Source organism: Pseudomonas kilonensis (assembly GCF_001269885.1).
Taxonomy (GTDB): domain Bacteria; phylum Pseudomonadota; class Gammaproteobacteria; order Pseudomonadales; family Pseudomonadaceae; genus Aquipseudomonas; species Aquipseudomonas kilonensis.
On sequence record NZ_LHVH01000007.1, the window covers coordinates 93,308 to 116,949 of the forward strand.

Below are 23,642 nucleotides of genomic sequence, written 5' to 3' on the forward strand. Positions count from 1 at the left end.
CCTTCTGCCGTCCATCCCGATGAGTGGAAAGGGGCTGCATCAAAGGGTACGGGCGCGTTAGGATGGCGCGAAGCCGAGGTTGGAACCTCGTATTGATCGACTGCACACGAGGATTGTCATGACCGATTTCGCCAACGCCACACCGAACACCGTGGACATCGTCAAGCGTGAAACCTGCTTCAAGGGTTTCTATAAGCTCGACCGCCTTGTCTTGCGCCACGAGTTGTTTGCCGGTGGCATGAGCCGTGAGATCAGCCGTGAGTTGTTCGTGCGTCATGACGCCGTGTGCGTATTGCCCTACGACCCGCAGCGCGATGAAGTGGTGTTGATCGAGCAGTTTCGCGTGGGCGCCATCGGCAAGACCACCAACCCCTGGCTGGTGGAACTGGTGGCCGGCCTGATCGACAAGGACGAGCAACCGGAAGAAGTTGCTCATCGCGAAGCGCAGGAGGAAGCTGGGCTTGTGTTCGCTGCGCTTTGGCCGATGACCAAATATTTTCCATCGCCGGGCGGCAGCAATGAATTCGTACATTTGTACCTGGGGCGTTGCGACAGCACGGGGGCAGGCGGCCTGCATGGCCTTCTGGAGGAAGCCGAGGACATTCGGGTGAAGGTCTGGGCCTACGAAGATGCCTTGCAAGCTGTGCGCGACGGGCGTATCTGCAACGCGGCCAGCATCATTGCCTTGCAATGGCTGGCCTTGAATCGCGATGAAGTGAGGGGGCTATGGTCCTGAACAAGCTGCGCGACCGCTATCGCGTCGATCTGGTGGGGTTGCAGGCCGCCTGCGAGGCCAATTACGCTCGCCTGATGCGCTTGTTGCCGGACATGCGCAACGACCCGGCGCCTCGGCGCATCGCCGTGACCCACGGCGACCAGATGCTGGGCGTGCTGGCCCTGGAAGTGCTGCAGACCTGTCCCTACACCACCACGTTGCAAGTGCGTCAGGAGCACAGCCTGCCTTGGTTGCCGGTGCCGCAACTGGAGGTCCAGGTCTATCACGATGCGCGCATGGCCGAAGTTGTCAGTGCCGAACATGCACGACGCTTTCGTGGCATCTATCCTTACCCCAATGCCTCGATGCACCAGCCGGATGAAAAAGCCCAGTTGAACCTGTTCCTGGGCGAGTGGCTGAGTCATTGCCTGGCGCTGGGCCACGAGTTCGAAGTCGTTCGGTAGTTGTGAACCGGTTCCGGTTCGCGGGTTTCCCCTTTCGATCGTCCCCCAGCATAATTGCGGCTTCATGCAACGGCGTGACTGCGCCTGGGAGAGAGCGATTTGCCGAGCGTATCCAGCTTGACCACTGCCGATGCGGCGTTGCTGGTCCAACTGTCTGACAGCCATTTGTTCGCCGAGGCCGATGCCTCGTTGCTGGGCATGAATACCCGTGACAGTTTGCGGGCGGTCATTGATTTGGTGCTCAAGCAGCAGCCGGACATTGACCTGATGCTCGCCACCGGGGACCTGTCCCAGGACGGTACGCTGGAGTCCTACGAGGCGTTTCGGCAATTGACTGCGCGAATCGATGCGCCGGCGCGGTGGATTCCCGGTAACCATGATGAGCCGCAGGTGATGCTCAAGGCGACGGTCAAGAGCAGGTTGCTCGATCCGGTGGTGGACATTGGCAATTGGCGCGTGACGATGCTCGATTCTGCCGTGCCTGGTTCGGTGCCGGGTTTTTTGGCCGAGGAGCAGTTGATTCTGTTGGCCAATGCCTTGAGTGAGGCGCCGGAGCGGCATCACTTGGTGTGTCTGCATCATCATCCTGTTTCGATTGGGTGTGTGTGGATGGAGCCGATTGGGTTGCGTAATCCTGAGGCGCTGTTTGCGGTGTTGGATCGGTTTCCCCAGGTGCGGGCGGTGTTGTGGGGGCATGTGCATCAGGAGGTTGATCGGGTGCGCGAGGGGGTTCGTTTGTTGGCTTCACCTTCGACCTGTATTCAGTTTGAGCCTGGGAGTGAGGATTTTGCGGTGGGCTCGCAGGCGCCGGGGTATCGGTGGTTGCGGTTGTTGCCGGATGGGCGATTGGAGACGGGGGTTGAGCGGGTGGTTGGGTTTGCGTTTACCCCGGACTATGGCTCCAACGGGTACTGAGGACGAGGCGGCCTGACAGCTGGCCTGTCTCTCCCGGTTGTACATCTTTCAGATCTGTGGGAGCAAAGCTTGCTCGCGAGGCGGCCTGATAGCCGACCTGATTCTCCGGTCATACCCCGATCCAATTGTGGGAGCGGGCTTGCTCGCGAAGACGGCGCTACATTCAGCATGGATGCAAGCAGACCCACCGCCATCGCGAGCAAGCTTTGCTCCCACAGAGATCGGCGGTGGACGCTGATCTTATAAACGACCAAAAACCTGTGTGGGAGCGAGCTTGCTCGCGATGGCGGCTGACAGCCGACCAGGGTTTGTGGGAATGGTCGGACATCCTTCCTGGTTCAAGCAGATTTTTCCGACGAGCTCTGGCGGTTACTGGGTGGGAAGGGCTGTCGCTAACCTTTTCCCGTCGCTGAAAGTTCAGCGGCCGGGCCTGGAAACCCGAAAGTAGGAGGGCGTTATTTCAATCCTAGTGGAGCGCCAACATGTCTGAAGATAACTCTGGGCCAACAAAAAAAGATTCCATTTCTCCCGAAGCCAGCCAGATTCCCCCGATACTCGATGAAGCCGCCAAGCGAGCCATCGACCATTATCTTGATCCCAAACCTCAAGCCAAAAAGAAAAAGCCCTCAGGTCAACTGTTCACCGTCGTGGACGGCGTCGACACCGAAAGCCTGCTGGCCAACCTCAGCGAAACCCTGGCCTCAGCCGATGCCATGGTCAGCGACCTTGCCTTCGACCTGAAAGGCTCGCGACGCCATGTTGCCCTTGGCATTCAGCAACTGATCGAGCTGGGCGCTTTATTGGCGAATCGGATGCTGGACAACGTCAACACACAACCCTGACCACACCGCGAGCAGAAGCGAGAAGGCTCCCACAGAGGGAGTGGTGGTGGGTGCGGGATCAATGCCCACCGCCGATCCCTGTGGGAGCTGAGCTTGCTCGCGATAGCGGTGGGTCTGCTTGCATTAATGCTGAATGTGCCTTCGTCTTCGCGAGCAAGCCCGCTCCCACAATCGGATCGGAGTACGACCGGAGAACCAGGCCAGCTGTCAGGCCGCCTCGCGAGCAAGCTTTGCTCCCACAGGTGCTGTGATCGACGATTCATAGGAGGCAACAACACGGTCAAATCCCCCCCAATCACCGCAATCTCCCTGTAAACTCCGGCTTTTGCCCAACACCCAGGGAGTCGGCAATGTCGGGTTCGATCCTTTATATCCATGGCCTCAACAGCGCCCCGGCGTCGACCAAGGCCAGCCAGTTGACGCAAGTGATGACGCGCCTGGGCCTGAGCGACCAGTTGCAGGTGCCCGCCTTGCATCACCACCCCCGCCAGGCCATCGGTCAGTTGGAACAGGCGATTACAGAACTGGGGCGCCCGCTGCTGGTCGGCAGCTCGCTCGGCGGCTACTATGCCACTCACTTGGCCGAGCGCCACGGGCTCAAGGCCCTGCTGGTCAACCCTGCCGTCAGCCCGCATCGGCTGTTCGACGGCTACCTGGGCACGCAGAAGAATTTGTACACCGACGAAACCTGGGAATTGACCCACGACCACGTCACGGCCTTGGCCGAACTGCAAGTCCCGGCGCCCCGGGATCCGCAGCGGTTTCAGGTATGGTTGCAAACCGGTGACGAAACGCTGGATTATCGCCACGCCCAGCAGTATTACCGCGCCTGTGCCTTGCGCATCCAGGCCGGCGGCGACCACAGTTTCCAAGGGTTTGCCCAGCAGTTGCCGGCGCTGTTGAGTTTTGCCGGCATTGGCGCCGATTTGCACCAGGCGATCGACTTCACGTCGCTGTGAGCCCATCGCCCCTTTTTCATTGAACACTGACGACGAGACCCCATGGCCACTCCCAGCGCTAGCTCTTATAACGCAGACGCCATCGAAGTCCTCTCGGGCCTCGACCCGGTGCGCAAGCGCCCCGGCATGTACACCGACACCAGTCGGCCGAACCACCTCGCCCAGGAAGTCATCGACAACAGTGTCGACGAAGCCTTGGCCGGGCACGCCCGTTCGGTGCAGGTCATCCTGCACGCCGATCACTCGCTGGAAGTCAGCGACGATGGCCGCGGCATGCCGGTGGACATTCACCCCGAAGAGGGTGTGTCGGGCGTCGAGCTGATCCTCACCAAGCTCCACGCCGGCGGCAAGTTTTCCAACAAGAACTACCAGTTCTCCGGCGGTCTGCACGGGGTGGGTATTTCCGTGGTCAACGCCTTGTCGACCCAGGTGCGGGTGCGGGTCAAGCGTGATGGCAACGAATACCAGATGACCTTCGCCGACGGCTACAAGGCCACCGAGCTGGAAGTGGTCGGCACCGTCGGCAAGCGCAACACCGGGACCAGCGTGTATTTCGCCCCGGACCCGAAGTATTTCGACTCACCGAAGTTTTCCGTCAGCCGCCTCAAGCACGTGCTCAAGGCCAAGGCTGTGTTGTGCCCGGGGCTGCTGGTCAGTTTCGAGGACAAGGCCACCGGCGAGAAAGTCGAATGGCATTACGAAGATGGCCTGCGCTCCTACCTGGTGGACGCGGTCAACGGTTTCGAACGCCTGCCCGACGAGCCGTTCTGCGGCAGCCTGGCCGGTAACAAGGAAGCGGTGGACTGGGCGCTGTTGTGGCTGCCCGAAGGCGGCGAAAGCGTTCAGGAAAGCTACGTCAACCTGATCCCCACGGCCCAGGGCGGCACCCACGTCAACGGCTTGCGCCAGGGCCTACTCGATGCGATGCGCGAGTTCTGTGAGTTCCGCAACTTGCTGCCCCGTGGCGTGAAGCTGGCGCCGGAAGACGTCTGGGAACGCATCGCCTTCGTGCTGTCGATGAAGATGCAGGAGCCGCAGTTCTCCGGTCAGACCAAGGAGCGCCTGTCGTCCCGCGAAGCGGCGGCGTTTGTTTCCGGGGTGGTCAAGGACGCGTTCAGCCTGTGGCTCAACGCTAACCCGGAAACCGGTTTGGCCCTGGCAGAGTTGGCAATCAATAACGCCGGCCGCCGTCTCAAGGCCAGCAAGAAAGTCGAGCGCAAGCGCATCACCCAGGGGCCGGCATTGCCGGGCAAGCTCGCCGATTGTGCCGGGCAGGATCCGATGCGTTCCGAGCTGTTCCTGGTGGAAGGTGACTCCGCCGGCGGCTCGGCCAAGCAGGCGCGGGACAAGGAATTCCAGGCGATTCTGCCGCTGCGGGGCAAGATCCTCAACACCTGGGAAGTGGACGGCAGCGAAGTGCTGGCCAGCCAGGAAGTGCATAACATCGCGGTGGCCATCGGTGTCGATCCGGGCGCCGCCGACATGAGCCAGCTGCGCTACGGCAAGATCTGCATCCTCGCCGACGCCGACTCCGACGGCCTGCACATCGCCACGTTGCTCTGTGCCTTGTTCGTTCAGCATTTCCGCCCGCTGGTGGATGCCGGCCACGTCTATGTGGCGATGCCGCCGCTGTACCGCATCGACCTGGGCAAGGAGATCTACTACGCCCTGGACGAAGCCGAGCGCGACGGCATTCTCGATCGCCTGGTGGCCGAGAAAAAACGCGGCAAGCCGCAGGTCACCCGATTCAAGGGCCTGGGCGAGATGAACCCGCCGCAGTTGCGTGAAACCACCATGGACCCGAACACGCGCCGCCTGGTGCAGTTGACCCTGGATGATTTTGAAGCGACGTCGGAAATGATGGACATGCTGCTGGCGAAGAAACGCGCGGGTGACCGCAAATCCTGGCTTGAATCCAAAGGGAACCTGGCCGAGGTGCTGGCCTGATGCGCAACGGTTTCGCCCTGGCGTTGTTGCTGTGGGCGGGGGTTGTGGCCGCAGGGCCTGCACCGGAACTGAAGCTGCTGTCCGAGCATGCCGTTGATGGCATGCGCGGCGGCAATTTGTCGGGGCTGGCGCTGTGCGGCAGCGACATGTGGACGGTGTCCGATCGCGACGATGACCGGATCTACCGCCTCACGCCCGTCGATGCGCCGGTCTGGCAAGCCGAAGTGGTTGAAATCGAGGTGCCGAAGGTGCCGGACAGCGGTTTGCCCTGGGGCTTGAAATCCCGAACCTGGGCGGCGTCGTTCCTGCGCGGTGGCGAGCTGGATTTTGAAGGCATCAGTTGCGACAGCGCCGGTAATCGCTATGTGGTCAGTGAGTCCCATGCCGCGGTGTTGCAGGTGCCGACGGAGGGGCCGGCGTCCTGGTTGAAAATCGCACCAACAATGATCCGCCAGGCCCGCGCCAGTGGCATGTTGCTGCATTTCAATGCGTTGTTCGAAGGCTTGGCAATCAATCCGGTCGGTGACCAGCTGTGGTTGGCGACCGAGCGCGAGCGTCGCGGCCTGCTGCTGATCAAGCGCCAGCAAACGGTGTGGGACTGCGAGGGCAACTGCGTGTTGCTGAGCGAAGCGGGGCTGGAGATGCAGCCGGCGCAGTTTCCCAAGGCCAAGGCGGTTTCGCGGGATTTCGCCGATCTGTCATTGTTCAATGGCAAGCTGTTTACCCTGGAGCGCAACGCCTTTGAGATCTGTCGGCGTGACCCCCAGACCGCCCAAGTGGAGCGGTGCTGGTCGTTTGCCGTCGAGGCATTGCAGGACAATCGCCGTTACCCACAGCCCTACGGGCTGGCCGAAGCGCTGGTGGTGAACGCTGAGGGCGCCTGGGTCGGCCTGGACAACAACGACGGTGCCCGCGCCGACGGCGAAACTCGGCCGATCGTCTGGCATTTTGCTGCGCCCGACGGTGGCTGGAGCGCCGCGCCATGAGCCAGCAACTGCCAGGCAAGCGCGCCGGCCGGGTGCTGATGATCCTGGCTTGGTGTGCGGCGCTGTTTCTGGCGACGCGGTTTTTTGCCCAATGGGAGCAGCGTCAGCAAAATCCCAATACCCAGGTGTATTCGCAAAAAGGCGAAGGTTTTATCGAGGTGAAGTTGGTCGGCAATACGCAGGGGCACTTTGTCGCCAGCGGCCAGATCAACGGCCAGCCGGTGGAGTTCATGCTCGACACCGGCGCCACCGACGTGGCGATTCCGGTGGAGTTGGCCGAGCGCCTCAAGCTGGAAAAAGGTTTCGGCGTGACGTTGAGTACCGCCAACGGTTTGAGCGAGGGCTATCGCACCCGCATCGACCGGCTGCAATTGGGTGACATCGTCTTGCGCGATGTCCGTGCCCTGGTGGCGCCAGGCCTGGGTGGCACGCAAGTGCTGCTGGGCATGAGCGCCCTGAACAAACTTGAATTTACCCAGCGCGACGGCACCATGCTGCTGCGCCAGACAACGAACTGATGAGGCCCGCATGAGCGACATTCTTGCAGACAGCTTAGACGGCGTAGAACGCCGATCGCTGGCTGACTTCACCGAAAATGCCTACCTCAATTACTCCATGTACGTGATCATGGACCGCGCCTTGCCGCACATCGGCGATGGTTTGAAGCCGGTTCAACGGCGGATCATCTATGCCATGAGTGAGCTGGGGCTGGATGCGGATTCCAAGCACAAGAAATCGGCGCGTACCGTCGGTGACGTGCTCGGTAAGTTCCACCCCCACGGCGACTCGGCCTGCTATGAAGCCATGGTGCTGATGGCTCAGCCGTTCAGCTATCGCTACACGCTGGTGGACGGCCAGGGCAACTGGGGTGCGCCGGATGATCCCAAGTCTTTCGCGGCCATGCGTTACACCGAGGCGCGGTTGTCGCGCTATTCCGAGGTGCTGCTCAGCGAGTTGGGCCAGGGCACTGCGGACTGGGGGCCGAACTTCGACGGCACCCTCGACGAACCCCTGGTTTTGCCGGCGCGTTTGCCGAATATTCTCCTCAATGGCACCACCGGCATTGCCGTGGGCATGGCCACTGACGTGCCGCCCCACAACCTGCGGGAAGTGGCCACGGCGTGCGTGCGTCTGCTGGACGAGCCGAAAGCCACGGTGGAGCAGCTCTGTGAACACATCCAGGGCCCGGACTATCCGACCGAAGCGGAGATCATCACGCCGCGTGCCGACCTGCTGAAAATCTACGAGACCGGTCGTGGTTCGGTGCGCATGCGCGCCGTGTACCACATAGAAGACGGCGACATCATTGTCACGGCGCTGCCGCATCAGGTCTCCGGGGCCAAGGTGTTGGAGCAAATTGCCGCAATGATGCAGGCAAAACCGTCGAAAGCGCCGCAAGTGGCTGACTTGCGCGACGAATCCGACCACGAAAACCCGTGCCGCATCGTGATTATCCCGGTCAACAGCCGGGTCGACCACGACGCGCTGATGCAGCACCTGTTCGCCAGCACCGACCTGGAGTCCAGCTACCGGGTCAACATCAACATCATTGGCCTGGACGGCAAGCCGCAGTTGAAAAACCTGCGGGCATTGCTGGTGGAATGGCTCGAGTTCCGGGTTAAGACCGTGCGCCGGCGCCTGCAATTCCGCCTGGACAAGGTCGAGCGTCGCCTGCACCTGTTGGACGGCTTGCTGATTGCCTACCTCAACCTGGATGAAGTGATCCACATCATCCGCACCGAGGAGCACCCCAAGGCCAGCCTGATCGCCCGTTTTGCCCTGAGTGAAATCCAGGCCGACTACATCCTCGACACCCGCCTGCGGCAGTTGGCGCGGTTGGAAGAGATGAAGCTGCGCGCCGAGCAGGATGAACTGCTCAAAGAGCAGGCCAAGCTGCAAGCCCTGCTGGGCAGCGAAGCCAAGCTCAAGAAGCTGGTACGCACCGAACTGCTCAAGGACGCCGAAACCTACGGCGACGACCGTCGCTCGCCGATCGTCGAGCGTGCCGAAGCCAAGGCGCTGACCGAACACGACCTGTTGCCGAACGAGAAAGTCACCGTCGTGCTGTCAGAAAAAGGTTGGGTGCGCTCCGCCAAGGGGCATGATATTGACGCGACGGGGCTTTCCTACAAGGCCGGGGATGGCTTCAAGGCCTTGGCGGCCGGGCGTTCCAACCAGTTTGCGGTGTTCGTCGACTCCACCGGGCGCAGCTATTCGGTGCCAGCCCACACCCTGCCGTCGGCTCGTGGCCAGGGCGAACCGCTGACCGGTCGTTTAACGCCGCCGCCGGGTGCAACTTTTGAATGCGTGCTGATGCCAGATGATGATGGACTGTACGTAATTGCATCGGACGCGGGTTACGGGTTCGTGGTCAAGGGCGAGGACCTGCAAGCCAAGAACAAGGCGGGCAAGGCGTTGTTGAGCCTGCCGAACAACGCCAAGGTGATTGCGCCGCGACCGGTGGCCGATCGAGAGAGCAACTGGCTGGCGTCGGTTACCACCGAAGGCCGGTTGCTGGTGTTCAAGATCAGCGACCTGCCACAGCTGGGTAAAGGCAAGGGCAACAAGATTATTGGTATTTCCGGCGAACGGGTCGCCAGTCGTGAAGAATATGTCACGGATATTGCAGTGTTGCCGGAAGGCGCCACGCTTGTGCTACAGGCAGGCAAGCGCACGCTTTCGTTGAAGGCGGACGATCTTGAGCATTACAAGGGTGAACGCGGTCGGCGGGGCAACAAGCTTCCAAGGGGGTTTCAGCGAGTCGATGCGCTGCTCGTCGAAAACCTCAATTAGGCGTAGTAGAGGGCTCGGTCTGCGATTAAATGCCGCAGATCGATACTTTCGCGCTGGAGTCGGCGCGCATATTCACGGATGATAGGCCCTTTCAAGCGCCGGCGTGGCCGAGCGTTCTTCATAATGACCGAGTATTTTTTCACTGTGGCAAGCCTTGTGGCTGCCACCTGGACGGAACGATGACTGCTCTGCGCCTTCCTATTTTGTGGCTCGCCGGCCTGCTTGGCCTGGCGGGCTGCAGCATGAACCAGCCGGTGTCGCTGTACCAACTGGACAGCGGAACCCCGACCCAGCCTGCGCAAAGCACAGGCATGGCAGTATTGCTGGGGCCGGTCCTGATCGCCGACTACCTGCAACGCGAAACCTTGTTGCAACGCCAACCGGACGGCAGCCTGCAGGCCGCCACGGATGGTCGTTGGGCTGGCAGCCTGTCTTCTGACATCGATCAGTTGCTGCTGCGCCAGGTCGCCGGGCATCTGGACAGCCAGCGTGTAGTGCTCGCACCTGCGACCCAAGGCTTCGCCCCGGATGTACAGGTGCTGCTGTCGATTACCCGCCTGGACTCGGGTAAAGCCCAGCCGGCAGTGCTCGATGCCCAATGGCGATTGATCGACCGTCGTGGCAAGGTGCGTGAGAACCGCATCGTTCATCTGCAAGAGCAACATGCTGGCACCACGGCGGCACAGGTCCAGGCCCAGGGCGTGCTCCTGCAACGCCTGGCCGAACAGTTGTCCGTGTCGCTCAAGCCTTTGGCCAACCAGCCTCCTGTTGCGGCTGAAGTCCCGCGCAAGGCTGCTCCTGCCCCCGCCAAGCCGGTAGAAAAGGAAAAGGACAAGATTCCCATGGCCTTGCCGATTCGCACGGACATGGAAGTGTTCAGGTTCTGACGCCAGGACTGGATTACAAGACAAAGCCCGCATTAAGTGCGGGCTTTGTCGTTTCCTGGGTTCTTATTCCTGGGGAATGTCAGGCAAGATGAGGGCCCGGCGCATCAGGCCTTCCCCCAATAAATGACAAGGACGAGTTAAATTCCCATGAAAACAACTGTCAGTTGCACGTTTCAGATCACGGGCTGGGACGAGAAGCCGTCTCAAATGCTTGAAGACGCTCCAAAAATCTCGCATGCCAACATCACGCAGTCCTATTCCGGCGCTATCGAGGGCACCAGTAGCGTCGAATACCTGATGTCCTATAGTGCTGACGGCACAGCGTGCTTTGTGGGTTTTGAGCGGGTTTGTGCGGTGGTGGCAGGTAAGCGCGGAACATTTGTTGCCCAGCATTCGGGGTCGTTTTCCGAAGGCAAGGCGCGCAGTACCTGGAGTGTCGTAGAGGGCGCCGGCACTGGGGATCTGGTCAATTTGAGTGGGACTGGCAGCTACGTGGCGGGTCATGGTGAGCCGGCGCAAGTGTCATTTGAGTATTCGTTTGAGCCTGAGCGCTAAGGTGTATCGGGTGGACGCGACTCTGTAGTCTGGTTTTTCGCGGTCTGTCCTGACGCCATCGCGAGCAAGCTCGCTCCCACATTGGGCCTGGTTTGCAGAGATCCCCTGTGGGAGCGAGCTTGCTCGCGATGACGGCGCTGAAGGCAACAAAAAAGCCCACAGACAATCACTCGTCTGCGGGCTTCGTCATTTCAAGTCCTGAGACTCAGGCCTGGCGTTCATGCATCCGTGCCAGTTGCCGCTCCAGCATCGATGGATAAGGCTCCATCAAGCGCTCCACGCAGCACGCGCCTTCGGGGCTGGCGATGGGGCGGATGCGGGCGCGCTGGCGGATCAGGGCGTCGTCGTTGATCTTGCGCTCCACCAGCAGCAGGTTGCGGCTGTGTTGCGACAGCGCCAGGGCGTCCTGGGCGGTTTCGGTCAGCAGCAGGTCGATCTGGCTCAGGCCGAACAAGCCATCGCCCAGGGTCAGGCCCAATTGCAGTTGCAGGGTGATGCCGCTGTCGGCGACTTCGATCTGCAACTGGTGGCCCAAGGCGCGCAGCAACTCACCGCAGCAAATGGCGTTGGTCAGGTAGTCATCACCGCTGTCTTCGGTGTGGAACAGCATCAGCGTGCTGCCATCGTTCAGGGTGTGCAGTTCGCCTTGATAGAGCGATGCGGCCTGGTCGAGGCAGTCGCGGTAGCGCTCGAGCAACTCCTTCAGGCGCGCCTGGGGCAGGCGGCGCAGTTGATCCTGGGCGCCCAGTTGCACGGCCAGTACGGCGCTGTGCTGGGGCAGGTTCGAGGCGACTGGCCTGGCGACCGGTTGAGGGGCTCCATCGACTGATTCGTCCCGCAGGTCGGCGAACGCGTCGTCGTCTTCCTCGTCCTCTACCGTGCGTACCACGTGGCGTGGCGCCGGTTTGGAGGCAGGCACTGGCTGGCTTTCATCGAAGCCCGGGTCGCGCAGGTTGCGCACTTCGAAGCCCGGCTCGGCATCGTCGTCCGCGTAGTCGATGTCTTCGGGTTCCGGCACCGGCTCAGGTTTCGGCGCGAAGCTGGCGTGCAGTTGCCGGGCCAGGTCGCCGATTTCGTCCTGGCGCTGGGTGGCCGGCGTGTGCTCGTCGATGTCCCGCAGCCAGACACGCAATTGCAGCAGCGGCGTAGAGATGTGTCGCCCCAGGCGCAGGCTCAAGGCCAGTGCCAGCGCCAGCAGTATCGCGCTGAGGATGCCCATGCTTTGCAGGCTGATGGTCATTGGTTGTTGGAACTGGTCCATGTCCAGGCTGATGCGCAGCTGCCCGGCGGTCACGTCCTGGAAGGTGATCTTGCTCTGGTACATGCCGCCGGACTCGCTCAGCAGGCCCGGCTTGGGACGCTGTCCGGCCTCGGCGAGGATGCGGTTGTCCACGCTGTAGATGGCGGCGTGGGCCACCAGTTTGTTCTTGGTCAGGTTGTTGAGCAGCACATTGAGGCTGAGGATGTCGTTGGACACCAGCAGCTCGGTGGCGGACGTGGCGGTCTGGGTGGTCAGGCTTTCACCCAGGGCATCGGCCTGCTCGTGCATGGCCTGCTTGAATTGCAAACCCATCACGCAGGCATAGATGACCAGGGCCAGGGCGACCAGGATCACGTTATGGCTGGCAATGCGCAATGCAATCGGCACACGACGGTGACGCAGTGCACGGAAGATCAGCAGGAAGAAGTTGTCGGTTTTGACTGGCGTGGGCCGGTTCACTGAGCTCGGCTCTTTGTCCGTGAAATTGACGCGCAGTATAGCGATAGCCCCATGACCGGCAAAGCACTGGCGGTGCCCGATGGTCACTGAATGTGGGTAGAATGCGGTTTTTTTCCACCTGCGGGGGTGCGCCTTGCGCGAAATCGTCCTGATAAACATCACTGGCAGCGACCGTCCGGGTCTGACTGCGGCCATTACCGGCGTTCTGGCCCAGGGTGGTGTGAACATTCTCGACATCGGTCAGGCGGTGATCCACGACACGCTGTCGTTCGGTATCCTGGTTGAAATTCCGGACGCCGAACAAGGCAAGTCCGTGCTCAAGGACATCCTGTTCACCGCCTACAAGCTCGACCAACAGGTGCGCTTCACCCCGGTGTCCGAGGACGATTACCGGCATTGGGTGGCTGGCCAGGGCAAGAAACGCCACATCGTGACCTTGTTGACCCGCAAGGTCACCGCCGAACAGTTGCAGCGCGTCAGCTCGATCACTGCCAAATATGACCTGAACATCGATCACATCGACCGACTGTCCGGGCGCATGCCGCTGGACACCCCGGACGACAAGGGCAAGGGCTGCATCGAGTTTTCGGTGCGCGGTGAACCGGCCGATCCCCAGGCGTTGCGTGCCGAGTTCCTCAGCGTGGCCCAGGAACTGAATGTCGACATCGCCTTCCAGGAAGATTCGCTGTTCCGCCGTAACCGCCGCCTGGCGGTGTTCGACATGGACTCGACGCTGATCGAAGCCGAAGTCATCGACGAACTGGCCAAGGCGGCCGGCGTGGGCGACAAGGTCTCGGCCATCACTGAGCGAGCCATGGCTGGCGAGTTGGATTTCCGCGCCAGCTTCAAGGAGCGCCTGGCGCTGCTCAAGGGGCTGGACGTCAGCGTGCTGGATTCCATTGGCGCTTCCCTGCGCCTGACCGAAGGCGCCGAGACGCTGTTCGCCGAACTCAAGCGCCTGGGCTACAAGACTGCCATCCTGTCCGGCGGCTTCACCTACTTCGCCAAGCAGTTGCAGGCCAAGCTCGGCATCGACTACGTGTTCGCCAACGAGCTGGAAGTGGTGGATGGCAAGGTGACTGGCGTGGCCGTCGAGCCGATCGTCGATGCCCAGCGCAAGGCGGACCTGCTGCGTGAACTGGCTGAAAAAGAAGGCCTGCGCCTGGAGCAGACCATCGCCGTGGGCGACGGTGCCAACGACTTGCCGATGCTGGCGATAGCGGGCCTGGGCGTGGCGTTCCGCGCCAAGCCGCTGGTCAAGCAGTCGGCCAGGCAGGCGATTTCAACCTTGGGGCTGGATGGGGTGTTGTACCTGTTGGGCTTCAGGGATCGTGACGGGCAGCTCTGAGTCTGTCGCAATCTTTGTGGCGAGGGGATCTAGCTGTGGGAGCAAGGCTTGCCCGCGATAAACGATAACGCGGTCTATAAAAAAACCGCGGTGCCCGCATCGCGAGCAAGCTTTGCTCCCACAGAGAATTCTCTCTTCACAAAGGGTTACGCGTTGGCTGCCTAGAGCGACTTCCACAACGAATCAAAATTCCCCTCTTGGTCGCCGCCATCCCCAGTCTCGGCTGAGTCTTCCGGGTGATAGGAAAACTGGTTGAAGCTGTGGGTACTGGTGACCCGGCGGTCCAGGCCGGCGCGGCGTTCCTGGCCGTTGGTATTGATCAGCACATGCTGGCCCTCCTGGAAAGGCAGGCGTGGGGCGATCATGGTTGGGGGCAGGTCAATGGCACTGATCTCGGGCAGCAACAGCCCGCGCAGGTAGTGACCGTGCTCATTTTTTTCCCGGACCAGTTGCAGCCCGCAAGGCTGGGCGTGCGGTGCCACCAGCTCGATGCCCATTTGCATGGCGCCGTTGCGCACTTGCCGGATCCAGCGCACCACGGCAACGCTCCAGGCCTGGTCGCTGGTGTCCCGGATGCCGATCATTTCCCCGGCTTGTAGTTGTTCCGGCACTTCCTTGGGCCAGCCGAGGCAATAGCCGCCAGGGCTGTGGTTGATGATTGGCAGGTCGTAGGTGGGGAAGTGATGCTGGTTGTCGGAGCTGGTGCCATCGTCATCGGCCGGGTTGACCGGATACTCGATTTCTTCATAGGGCAGCAGGTCGCTGTCGCCGGCGGGGGCGGCGTCGAAGGCTTGGCCCCAGGTGTCGTTTGTCTTGCTCGGCGAGGCTTCGAAGCGGGCCTTGCGGGTGGTGGGGCTTTTCAGTATTTCGTTGAAAGAGCGCTCGCCGCCGAGGTAGTAGTGCAGGGCACTCATGCCCACGCACAGCGTCAGCGTGCCGTTGCCCTCGGTGCGCTGGAAACTGCGTTCGGCTGCTTCGCCCCAGGCTGCATGCAGGTGATGCAGGGTGTCGATGCTCATGCCACTCGGTACTGGCAGACTGTGCTCGGCAGGTTGTTCCAGGTGAGTGGCGATTACGCGCACCAGGGGCTGTGGATCGAACCCCTGCAAGGTCGGCTGCTGTTCGGCGCGGAACTTGGAACGATAGCGTGGCCCGACATCCAGCTCCGGAGCGACCGCGAACAGGCTGGTAGCGCTGGTGGCGGGGTCCAGCTTGACCCACTGGCTCCAGGATTCGAGCACTTCGGTCAGTCGTCCGATCTGGCTCTGGCGCAATTGATTGCTGCGTGAAGCGCCCAGCAACAAGGCGACGACATAGGTTTGCTCGGCGTTCAATTGATGAACCTGGCTGGCCAGTTCGTCACTCACGCTCAAGTGCTGCAAGCGGTGCAGGCAGGCGATCCGGTACAACTGATGCAAATCGAGCCACAATCCCTCGGGCACTGGGCTGTACAGCTGGCTCGCACGCAGCAGCGGGCCGTTGAGGGCATGCAGCGCCCGTTGCAGCGCGGTGCTCAGCAGGCGGGCACGGTCCTTGGTGTATTTCGACGCGATACGCGTCACGATCTGTTTGTAGCCCATCGCCAGCTGGGTTTGCAGGGCCTGGCACAGGTTGACGATCTTGCGCGAGCGATCATCCAGCACGATGGCCTGTTGCAGGAAGTGCCGCTCCAGGTGCTTGCAGACGTAATACACCTCGGGCCGCAGCAGCTCGAGCAGTTGCAGGCGATTGTCGCTGGGTGTGAGCAGTTGGTTGAGTTCACCAAGGGCTTGGTACAACAGGCGGGCGGTTTCGCCGATGTTGGCCTTGGGCAGGTTGGCGATCCAGCGTTTGAGGTCCTTTGGCGTAGCATCGCAGAATGACAGGCGTGATTGTGTCGGGGTCAGGACGCGCAATAGCTGGAGAGGGCTGGTCTCATTCATGCCGTGTACGGGCTCCGGCGGGAAATAAACGTGATGTTCCAACTCTAGCAGCTGACAGGCCGGCGCGTTGCCCTGAATGTGCTGTGGGAGCAAAGCTTGCTCGCGATGCAGGCGCCGCGGTTTCTTTTGGACCGCGTCATCGTTCATCGCGGGCAAGCCTTGCTCCCACAGGCCTTGCTCTCACAATCCTACTCCCGCAGGCCTGCCTCTACAGGCCTGCTTCAAGGGGCGGGTGTGAATCAGGCTTTCGGCAATGCCAGGCCCTGGCCCATCTGTACTGGCGAACCGGCAACCAGGCCTTCGGCCCATTTCACCTGGTCCGGCCCGAACAGCACGATGGCCGTCGAACCCAGCTTGAAGCGACCCAGTTCGGCGCCTTTTTCCAGATGAATCGGCGCGCGGGCGGCTTCGTCATAACGGAAGGTTTTCAGCTCGCGCTTGGGCGGTGTCACCAGCCCGGCCCAGACGGTTTCGATGGACGCCACGATCATCGCGCCCACCAGCACCACGGCCATCGGCCCGCGTTCGGTGTCAAAAATGCACGCCACGCGCTCGTTACGGGCAAACAGCTCCGGGACGTTTTCGGCGGTGGTCTGGTTGACCGAGAAAATCCGCCCGGGGATGTAGACCATCTCCCGCAGGGTGCCGGCCAGTGGCATGTGCACGCGGTGGTAGTCCTTGGGGGACAGGTAGATGGTGGCGAAATCGCCGCCCATGAACGGCGCCGCGTTGGCCGCATCACCGCCGAGCAATTCCAGCACGCTGAAACTGTGGCCCTTGGCCTGGAAGACCCGGCCGTGCTCGATCGGGCCCAGCTGGCTGACGGCACCGTCGGCGGGACTGAGGATCGCGCCCGGGGTTTCGTCCAGTGGGCGCGCGCCGTCTTTCAGGGCGCGGGTGAAGAAGGCGTTGAAGTGCTCGTAGGCAGTCAGGTCTTCCACCAGGGCCAGGGACATGTCCACTTGGTAGCGCTTGGCAAACCATGCGGTGAAGGCGTTCTTGAACCAGCGCACGCGGCATTCGGCAATGCAGCCGGCCAGCCGCGACAGCAGGTGGTGGGGCAGCAGGTATTGAGTGAGTATGAACAAACGGTTTTTCATTAACTGTCCTTAAGAACCTTTAAAGCTCGATGGGGGTGTCGGGGTGGTTGCCCCATTCGCCCCAGGAACCGGCATAGCCTTTGACCCGTGGATAACCGAACGCCTTGGCCACCAGGTAGGTGAAGCCGGAGCGGTGGTGAGTCTGGCAGTGGGTGATGATTTCTTTGTCAGGCGTGATGCCCAATTGTTCGAGGATTTGCGGCATGTCCTTGCGGATGCGCAGGTTGCGCGCCGGGTCCATGCCGGCAGTCCATTCGAAATTGACCGCGCCGGGAATGTGCCCGCCTCGGGCTGCGACGACTTTCTCGCCGGAGTATTCCAGCGGGCCGCGAGCGTCCCAGATCGCCAGGTCGGCAGCACCGAGACGGCTTTGCAGGTACTCACGGGTGGCGGTGGGCGCTTCGTGCAGTGTCAGGCTGACCGGGCCTGCGACGGGCGCAGGCACTTCGACGGACACCGGCAGGCCTTCGTCCAGCCACGACAGCAAACCACCGTCGAGGTAGTGGTAGTTCGAGTGGCCGATCACGTCCAGCAGCCAGATAAACCGCCCGGCCCAGCCGCCGCCTTCATCGTCATAGACCACGTAGACCGCATCCGGGTTGTGCCCGAGCTCGCCGAACAGGGTTTCCAGGTCGGCTTTGGCCGGCAGCAGGCCCGGCGCCGGCGGTTGGCCGAGCTGGGTACGCTTGGGGTCGACGAAACGTGCGCCGGGGATATGGCCGGTGCTGTAGCGGGCGGCGCTGGTCAGGTCCACCAGAATCAGTTCGCGGGCGTCGAGGCGCGGCAGCAGCTCGCTCGGCTCGATCACCAACGGCAAGCCAGAGAAGTCAGGCATGTGAGGTCTCCAGGGGCGCAAAGGGAAAAGATTGTAGCAAGTTCAGCGGCCGCGGTTGGTAAAGGTATGCAGGGCCCTTTCGATGCATTGCACGGTTTTGCCGAAGGCTTGCACGGTCACGTCCGAGAACGGCCCGCCGCCCTGGTCCACCGCCACTAGCATGATCACCCGGCCATTGCAGGTCAGGGAGCGCAGCAGCAGGTGCTCCCCCCGGAACAGGCTGCGCAGGCCCGGTGGCAGCAGCGCCGAAAACTGCGCGTTGTTGTCCGGGTTCAGGCGAACCTGGGCCTGCTGGGCCAGCAACCGCTGCAAGATTTTGCTCTGGCTGATGGTAAAGCTCATGGCCGCGGCTTCTTTGGGCAGGCCGGCGATCTGATGTACGCGCACGCAGGTCTGGGTGCGGTCGGCCATCAGGATCATCACCCGGCGCATGCCGCAGGCCACCAACACGTCCCGTGCCGAGGTGGTCAGGTGCATGGCATTGCTGAAGGGGCTCGGTTCCACCAGCAGTGCGGAACATTGCTTGCGCCACTGGCTCAGGTCTTCGGCGCTGGGTGGGGGAGGAGGTAGCAAGCCGGGGTGGATGCGACGGCTGCCCCAGGGCCAGAGCAACGCCACGGCCGGATGCCAGAGGTCCGGCATGGCGTCATGACGAGCGCTGGTGACGGCTTGTTGGTGCAGCTGTTGCTGGACCTCATCGATCGGCATCTGCAGATACAAACTGGTGAGGTATTGCCAGCGGGCAGTGTGGGGGCTGTCCCAGGCGTGTTGCGCTGAAAGTGCCAGGCCGTTGGCCAGCAACACGGTATTGGCCGGTTGATTGAGCCAGCGCCGCAGGGTCGGGTCATCGTCCAGGCGATTCTGCTGGCGCAGCGGGTGCTCGCTGTCCCGGGCGATGCGCAGGACCTGCACCAGCTCGCGGCGTTCATTGAGCAGCAGGCGATAACCTTGCGCAATCCAGATGGGCAAGCGCCACGTCTCCACCAGCGCCAGGCAGATTTCCAGCAGGCTGACGCCGAACAGCTCGCGCTCTACCTTGCGCGCGGGCTCGCCTTTGTGGGCGACCCGCAACTCCCACTCCCCGAGCAATCGCGGATGAGTCAGGGCCAGGGGCCAGAGTGGCGACAGGAACAACAGGCTGCCCCAGTGTATGTCTTGCCACAGTCGCGCCAGGCGGCTGGCAAAAAAACCATTGGCCTGTTGCGTGGCGTGCTGGCTGATCAATTGCAGCTGGCGCAAGGCGATGGGGATTTCGTGCCCCGGCAATGACGGCAGGCGGGCGAGCAGTTCCTCGGTGCGCTTGAGGCCGAGGCGGTTGATCGCCACTTCGAGGTTTTCCGCAGGTTCTGCAAGGCTGCCATGGGTGTGATGGTTGGCTTCGCGGATGACGCTCAGGGCCAGGGCGGGGCTGTCCTGCATCAGGTCGGCGATGTCGCGCAATGAGCGGCGGCTGTCGGCGATGGCCTTGCAGACCAGGTCATGGCTGGCCTGGGGCACCGGCAGATGCACGCCGTTGAGCAGCTTTACCCAGCCTTCGAGGGTGCTCGGTCGAGGCGTTGGAACCTTGGTTTCGTTAGTCATGGCTGGACGTGATCATCGTATGAATTCTCTACGCCCGGAACGGGGCAAATTGGCTTTTCGCCAGAACAGCCTATAGTCTGGCGCAGTTTTGCCGATAAGTAGAAGAAGAGATTTTTCAGCTTCCGAATATGACCTTGAACCCGACTAAGTAAGTACTTTCTATCTATGGCTAAAATTATCGGCATCATTGTCGTGTTCGCGAGCGTGCTCGGCGGATACGTACTCTCCCATGGCAAGATTGCTGCGCTGATCCAGCCTTTCGAGGTGTTGATCATCGGTGGTGCGGCCCTTGGCGCATTTTTGCAGGCCAACCCCGGCTACATGACGATGCATGTGCTCAAGAAGTCCTTGAGCATGTTCGGTTCGCGTTTCAGCCACACCTTCTACCTGGAGGTGCTGGGGCTGATCTACGAGATCCTCAACAAGAGCCGCCGCGAAGGCATGATGGCGATCGAAGGCGACATCGAAGACGCCGCCGCCAGCCCGATTTTCGCCAAGTACCCCTCGGTGCTGAAGGACGCCCGCATGACGGCGTTCATCTGTGATTACCTGCGCATCATGTCGTCCGGCAACATGGCGCCCCATGAGCTCGAAGGCCTGTTCGACATGGAGCTGTACAGCCTCAAGGAAGACCTGGAGCATCCATCCCACGCCGTCACCGGCATCGCCGACGCCATGCCTGGCTTCGGTATCGTCGCGGCGGTATTGGGGATCGTGGTGACCATGGCCTCCCTGGGCGATGGCGACCAGAAGTCCATCGGCCTGCACGTCGGTGCGGCACTGGTGGGTACCTTCTTCGGTATTTTGGCCGCGTACGGTTTCTTTGGCCCGTTGGCCACTTCCCTGGCCCATGACGCCAAGGAAGAACTCAATGTCTATGAGGCCATCAAGGCTTCCCTGGTGGCCTCGGCCTCGGGCATGCCGCCCTCGCTGGCGGTGGAGTTCGGTCGCAAGGTCCTGTACCCGGCGCACCGTCCAAGCTTTGCCGAGCTGGAACAAGCGGTTCGCGGTCGCTAAGTTATGGAAAATAACCAGCCGATCATCATCAAGCGCGTCAAGCGCATAGCCGCTGGGCATCACGGGGGCGCCTGGAAAATCGCCTTCGCCGACTTCGCGACGGCGATGATGGCGTTCTTCCTGGTGCTGTGGCTGCTGTCCACGGCAACCCCTGAGCAGAAGATCGCCATCGCCGGTTACTTCAAGGACCCGGTGGGTTTTACTGAAAGCGGCACGCCGTACATCATCGACCTGGGCGGCTCACCGACCCTGGCGCCGGACACGACCCTCAACCCTGAAGTCAAATCCCAGCCTCAGCCCGACAAGGTGACGACGGATACCGAGCAGGTCGAAGGCATGGCCGAGCAGATTGAGCGCGAGCGCCTGGAGTTGCTGCTGCAGGAATTGCAGAACAAGGTCGAAGAGAATCCTGAACTGCAGAAGTTCAAGGATCAGATTCTGTTCGAGATCACGCCGAACGGCTTGCGGATCCAGATCATGGACGCCGAGAACCGGCCGATGTTCGACTCTGGCAGCGCGCGCCTGAAGCCTTATTTCGAAGACATCCTGCTGGCCATGGCCGACACCATCAAGGCGGTGCCGAACAAGATCAGCATCAGCGGTCACACCGATGCCAAGCCTTACGTGGGCAAAGGCGATTTCGGTAACTGGGAGTTGTCGGCCAACCGCGCCAACGCGGCCCGTCGCGCCCTGGTGGCCGGCAGTTACCCGGATGAGCAGGTGGCACGGGTGGTCGGTTATGCGTCTTCGGCGTTGTTCGACCGCAAGGATCCGTTCAACCCGGTTAACCGGCGTATCGATATCGTGGTGTTGACCAAGAAGGCCCAGCAGGCCATCGAAGGTTCGCAGACTGACGATCCGGCGCCCGATCCGGCCCAGGGCGAGGGCGCGCCGGGGGAAGCTCCTGCTTCGCCCGTCACACCTGGCGCGGCGGTCGATCCGAACGCGTTGCCGGCGGACCAGCAACCCGTACCGGCCCATGAACTGCGCGAGCGCCTGAACCTGTTCGACGACGCGGCGCCGAAGCCGGCCGAACCGCCGGCGCAGTGACCTAAGAGCCGATACAGACCGTGGGAGCAAGGCTTGCCCGCGATGAAGGCGATGCGGTCTTTCAAAGACCGAGGCGCCTATTTCGCGAGCAAGCTTTGCTCCCACAGATCCTCTCGACTCACATTCCTTTTAGAATCAGTAACTGCTTTCCGGCAGGCTGGCGATGATCGAGCGGTAGCTGTTCATCCGTTGCTGATGCACGCGGCCTTCTTCCAGGGCCTTGAGCAAGGCGCAACCAGGCTCGCGGTCGTGCTTGCAGTCGCGGAAGCGGCAGGTGCCGATCAGCTCGTTGAACTCGATGAACCCTGCTTCCACATCGGCCCGGCTGACGTGGCCCAGGCCGAACTCGCGGATACCCGGCGAGTCGATCAATTCACCGCCGCCAGGGAAGTGGAACAGCCGCGCCGTGGTGGTGGTGTGAGTGCCCTGGCCGGACAGCTCGGACAACGGCCCGACGCGCGTCTCGACTTCCGGCAGCAGGCTGTTGACCAGCGACGACTTGCCGACGCCGGACTGGCCGACGAACACACTGATGCGCCCGTCCAGTTGCTGTTGCAATTGCTCCATGCCGTTGCCGTGGTGGGCCGAGACTTCCAGCACCGGGTACCCCAAATCCCGATAGACCGACAGCAGGGCGTTCAGCGCCGGGGCGTTGTGCTCGTCGATCAGGTCGAATTTGTTGAGCAGCAACAACGGACGGATGCCGGCGTGTTCGGCGGCCACCAGGTAGCGGTCGATCAGGTTGGCGTGGGGCTCGGGCAACGGGGCGAACACGATGACGATCATGTCGACGTTGGCGGCCACGGGCTTGAGCTGGCCTCGGCTGTCCGGACGGCACAGCTCGGTGTGGCGTGGCAATTGCGCGACGATCACGCCGATGCCCTGGTTGCCGGCACGCCAGACCACCTGGTCGCCCGTCACCAGCGCTGGCAGGTTGGCGCGCAAGTGGCAGCGGAACACCTGGCCGGCCAGTTCGCCTTCCCGGGCCTCGACCTCGACCTGCACGCCGAAGTGGGCGATCACCAGGCCGGTCTGTTCAGGGCCCAAGTCGCCACCCTCCAGGGCTTCGACAGCACTGGATTCGCGTTTGGCGGCACGAGCTGCGCGCTCGCCCTGGATCTTTTCGATGCGCCAGTTTTGACGACGATTGAGTTGGCGTTTGGCCATGGGTGTTCCGTATGAAGAAATGCAGCGAATAGGGTAAAACGGCCGCGAGTTTAGCACGCCCAAAGGCCGGCCTAGGCTAAACTGCGTGGCTACGCCGAGGAGCTTCCCTATGCAAAACCCGCAGAACCTGATCTGGATCGACCTGGAAATGACCGGTCTGAACCCTGATACCGACGTCATCATCGAAATGGCCACCATCGTCACCGACAGCGACCTCAACACCCTGGCCGAAGGCCCGGTGATCGCGATCCATCACAGTGACGAGATCCTCGCCGGCATGGACGAGTGGAACACTCGCCAGCACGGCGGCTCGGGCCTGACCCAGCGGGTGCGCGAGAGCACGATCAGCATGGCCGAGGCCGAGGCCCAGACCCTCGCCTTCCTGGAGCAATGGGTGCCCAAGGGCAAGTCGCCGATCTGCGGCAACAGCATCTGCCAGGACCGTCGCTTCCTGTACACCCACATGAAATCCCTGGAAAGCTACTTCCACTACCGCAACCTGGATGTCTCCACCCTCAAGGAACTGGCCGCGCGCTGGGCGCCAGAAGTGCGCGACAGCTTTCAGAAAGGCGGCAGCCACCTGGCCCTGGACGACATCCGCGAGTCCATTGCCGAGTTGCAGCATTACCGTAAGCACTTCATCAAGTTCTGATTGAAGCGCACGGCGCTCTTGTGGCGAGGGGAGCTCTGGGAACAAGACTTGTGGGAGCAAAGCTTGCTCGCGAAACAGGCGACTCGGTTTCTGAAGGGCCGCATCGCCATCATCGCGGGCAAGCCTTGCTCCCACAGATATCCTGACCACAGATTCATTGTTTGGCATGGTTGATAGCTGCCCTCTT

21 protein-coding genes are annotated in these 23,642 nt (G+C 61.9%); 15 read left to right on the forward strand and 6 right to left on the reverse strand.

Translation table 11 applies throughout. From position 1 onward, the window contains the following. The first annotated feature begins 118 nt into the window (after window positions 1–118). The 11 genes from AD662_RS02700 (at window position 119) to AD662_RS02750 (ending at window position 11,063) form a co-directional block, all read left to right on the forward strand. Window positions 119–736, forward strand: coding sequence for an NUDIX domain-containing protein (locus AD662_RS02700; RefSeq protein ID WP_018614135.1), 618 nt, complete (start codon window positions 119–121; stop codon window positions 734–736). Further along, on the forward strand, window positions 727–1,179 hold the full coding sequence (locus tag AD662_RS02705) for a DUF1249 domain-containing protein (protein ID WP_003186471.1): 453 nt from the start codon (window positions 727–729) through the stop codon (window positions 1,177–1,179). The genes AD662_RS02700 and AD662_RS02705 overlap by 10 nt, the downstream gene beginning before the upstream one ends. A gap of 99 nt (window positions 1,180–1,278) precedes the next feature. After that, a complete protein-coding gene (gene cpdA, locus AD662_RS02710) occupies window positions 1,279–2,094 on the forward strand; it encodes a 3',5'-cyclic-AMP phosphodiesterase (RefSeq protein WP_018614137.1) in 816 nt (271 codons plus the stop codon). A 482-nt stretch (window positions 2,095–2,576) separates the two neighbouring features. Further along, on the forward strand, window positions 2,577–2,936 hold the full coding sequence (locus AD662_RS02715; protein ID WP_018614138.1) for a DUF6124 family protein: 360 nt from the start codon (window positions 2,577–2,579) through the stop codon (window positions 2,934–2,936). Window positions 2,937–3,286: 350 nt separating this feature from the next. Next, on the forward strand, window positions 3,287–3,895 hold the full coding sequence (locus AD662_RS02720) for a YqiA/YcfP family alpha/beta fold hydrolase (RefSeq protein ID WP_053185324.1): 609 nt from the start codon (window positions 3,287–3,289) through the stop codon (window positions 3,893–3,895). A gap of 42 nt (window positions 3,896–3,937) precedes the next feature. Next, entirely contained in the window at window positions 3,938–5,842 is a 1,905-nt protein-coding gene (gene parE, locus AD662_RS02725) for a DNA topoisomerase IV subunit B (protein WP_018614140.1), read from the forward strand. Continuing rightward, the gene (locus AD662_RS02730; RefSeq protein ID WP_053177881.1) at window positions 5,842–6,828 is read left to right on the forward strand and encodes an esterase-like activity of phytase family protein; all 987 of its coding nucleotides are present in this window, start codon (window positions 5,842–5,844) and stop codon (window positions 6,826–6,828) included. Before parE ends, AD662_RS02730 begins: the two co-directional genes overlap by 1 nt. Continuing rightward, the gene (locus AD662_RS02735; protein WP_018614144.1) at window positions 6,825–7,346 is read left to right on the forward strand and encodes a retropepsin-like aspartic protease family protein; all 522 of its coding nucleotides are present in this window, start codon (window positions 6,825–6,827) and stop codon (window positions 7,344–7,346) included. The genes AD662_RS02730 and AD662_RS02735 overlap by 4 nt, the downstream gene beginning before the upstream one ends. A gap of 10 nt (window positions 7,347–7,356) precedes the next feature. Beyond that, window positions 7,357–9,621, forward strand: coding sequence for a DNA topoisomerase IV subunit A (gene parC / locus AD662_RS02740; protein WP_053177882.1), 2,265 nt, complete (start codon window positions 7,357–7,359; stop codon window positions 9,619–9,621). Window positions 9,622–9,800: 179 nt separating this feature from the next. Then, entirely contained in the window at window positions 9,801–10,508 is a 708-nt protein-coding gene (locus AD662_RS02745) for a PqiC family protein (RefSeq protein WP_053177883.1), read from the forward strand. Window positions 10,509–10,655: 147 nt separating this feature from the next. Further along, window positions 10,656–11,063: a DUF3224 domain-containing protein gene (locus tag AD662_RS02750; protein ID WP_053177884.1), complete on the forward strand. Its 408-nt coding sequence runs from the start codon at window positions 10,656–10,658 to the stop codon at window positions 11,061–11,063. A 205-nt stretch (window positions 11,064–11,268) separates the two neighbouring features. On the opposite strand, the gene AD662_RS02755 is transcribed toward AD662_RS02750, so the two are convergent. Continuing rightward, window positions 11,269–12,783, reverse strand: coding sequence for an AhpA/YtjB family protein (locus AD662_RS02755; protein WP_053185328.1), 1,515 nt, complete (start codon window positions 12,781–12,783; stop codon window positions 11,269–11,271). A gap of 133 nt (window positions 12,784–12,916) precedes the next feature. On the opposite strand from AD662_RS02755, the gene serB reads away from it, so the two are divergent. Then, window positions 12,917–14,131, forward strand: coding sequence for a phosphoserine phosphatase SerB (gene serB, locus AD662_RS02760; RefSeq protein ID WP_003197189.1), 1,215 nt, complete (start codon window positions 12,917–12,919; stop codon window positions 14,129–14,131). A gap of 161 nt (window positions 14,132–14,292) precedes the next feature. Here serB and AD662_RS02765 read toward each other — a convergent pair whose 3' ends face one another. The 4 genes from AD662_RS02765 to AD662_RS02780 all read right to left on the reverse strand — a co-directional run bounded on the left by AD662_RS02765 (window position 14,293) and on the right by AD662_RS02780 (window position 19,569). Beyond that, on the reverse strand, window positions 14,293–16,053 hold the full coding sequence (locus AD662_RS02765; RefSeq protein WP_053185376.1) for a hypothetical protein: 1,761 nt from the start codon (window positions 16,051–16,053) through the stop codon (window positions 14,293–14,295). 239 nt (window positions 16,054–16,292) lie between these two features. Further along, window positions 16,293–17,153 carry an archaetidylserine decarboxylase gene (gene asd, locus AD662_RS02770; RefSeq protein WP_018614154.1) on the reverse strand — a complete coding sequence of 287 codons (861 nt, stop codon included), beginning with the start codon at window positions 17,151–17,153 and terminating at the stop codon, window positions 16,293–16,295. A 19-nt stretch (window positions 17,154–17,172) separates the two neighbouring features. Beyond that, window positions 17,173–17,988, reverse strand: coding sequence for a rhodanese-like domain-containing protein (locus AD662_RS02775; RefSeq protein ID WP_018614156.1), 816 nt, complete (start codon window positions 17,986–17,988; stop codon window positions 17,173–17,175). Window positions 17,989–18,030: 42 nt separating this feature from the next. After that, the gene (locus AD662_RS02780) at window positions 18,031–19,569 is read right to left on the reverse strand and encodes an HDOD domain-containing protein (RefSeq protein ID WP_053185331.1); all 1,539 of its coding nucleotides are present in this window, start codon (window positions 19,567–19,569) and stop codon (window positions 18,031–18,033) included. A gap of 165 nt (window positions 19,570–19,734) precedes the next feature. Between AD662_RS02780 and motA the strand changes: the two genes are divergently transcribed. Next, window positions 19,735–20,586 (forward strand): flagellar motor stator protein MotA, encoded by an 852-nt coding sequence (motA, locus tag AD662_RS02785; protein ID WP_018614160.1) that lies wholly within the window; start codon window positions 19,735–19,737, stop codon window positions 20,584–20,586. 3 nt (window positions 20,587–20,589) lie between these two features. Next, window positions 20,590–21,636 carry a flagellar motor protein MotB gene (gene motB, locus AD662_RS02790; protein ID WP_018614161.1) on the forward strand — a complete coding sequence of 349 codons (1,047 nt, stop codon included), beginning with the start codon at window positions 20,590–20,592 and terminating at the stop codon, window positions 21,634–21,636. Between the two features lie 135 nt (window positions 21,637–21,771). On the opposite strand, the gene rsgA is transcribed toward motB, so the two are convergent. Then, window positions 21,772–22,803 carry a small ribosomal subunit biogenesis GTPase RsgA gene (gene rsgA / locus AD662_RS02795; protein ID WP_014336294.1) on the reverse strand — a complete coding sequence of 344 codons (1,032 nt, stop codon included), beginning with the start codon at window positions 22,801–22,803 and terminating at the stop codon, window positions 21,772–21,774. A 109-nt stretch (window positions 22,804–22,912) separates the two neighbouring features. Between rsgA and orn the strand changes: the two genes are divergently transcribed. Beyond that, on the forward strand, window positions 22,913–23,455 hold the full coding sequence (orn, locus tag AD662_RS02800) for an oligoribonuclease (RefSeq protein ID WP_014336295.1): 543 nt from the start codon (window positions 22,913–22,915) through the stop codon (window positions 23,453–23,455). Window positions 23,456–23,642 lie beyond the last annotated feature (187 nt).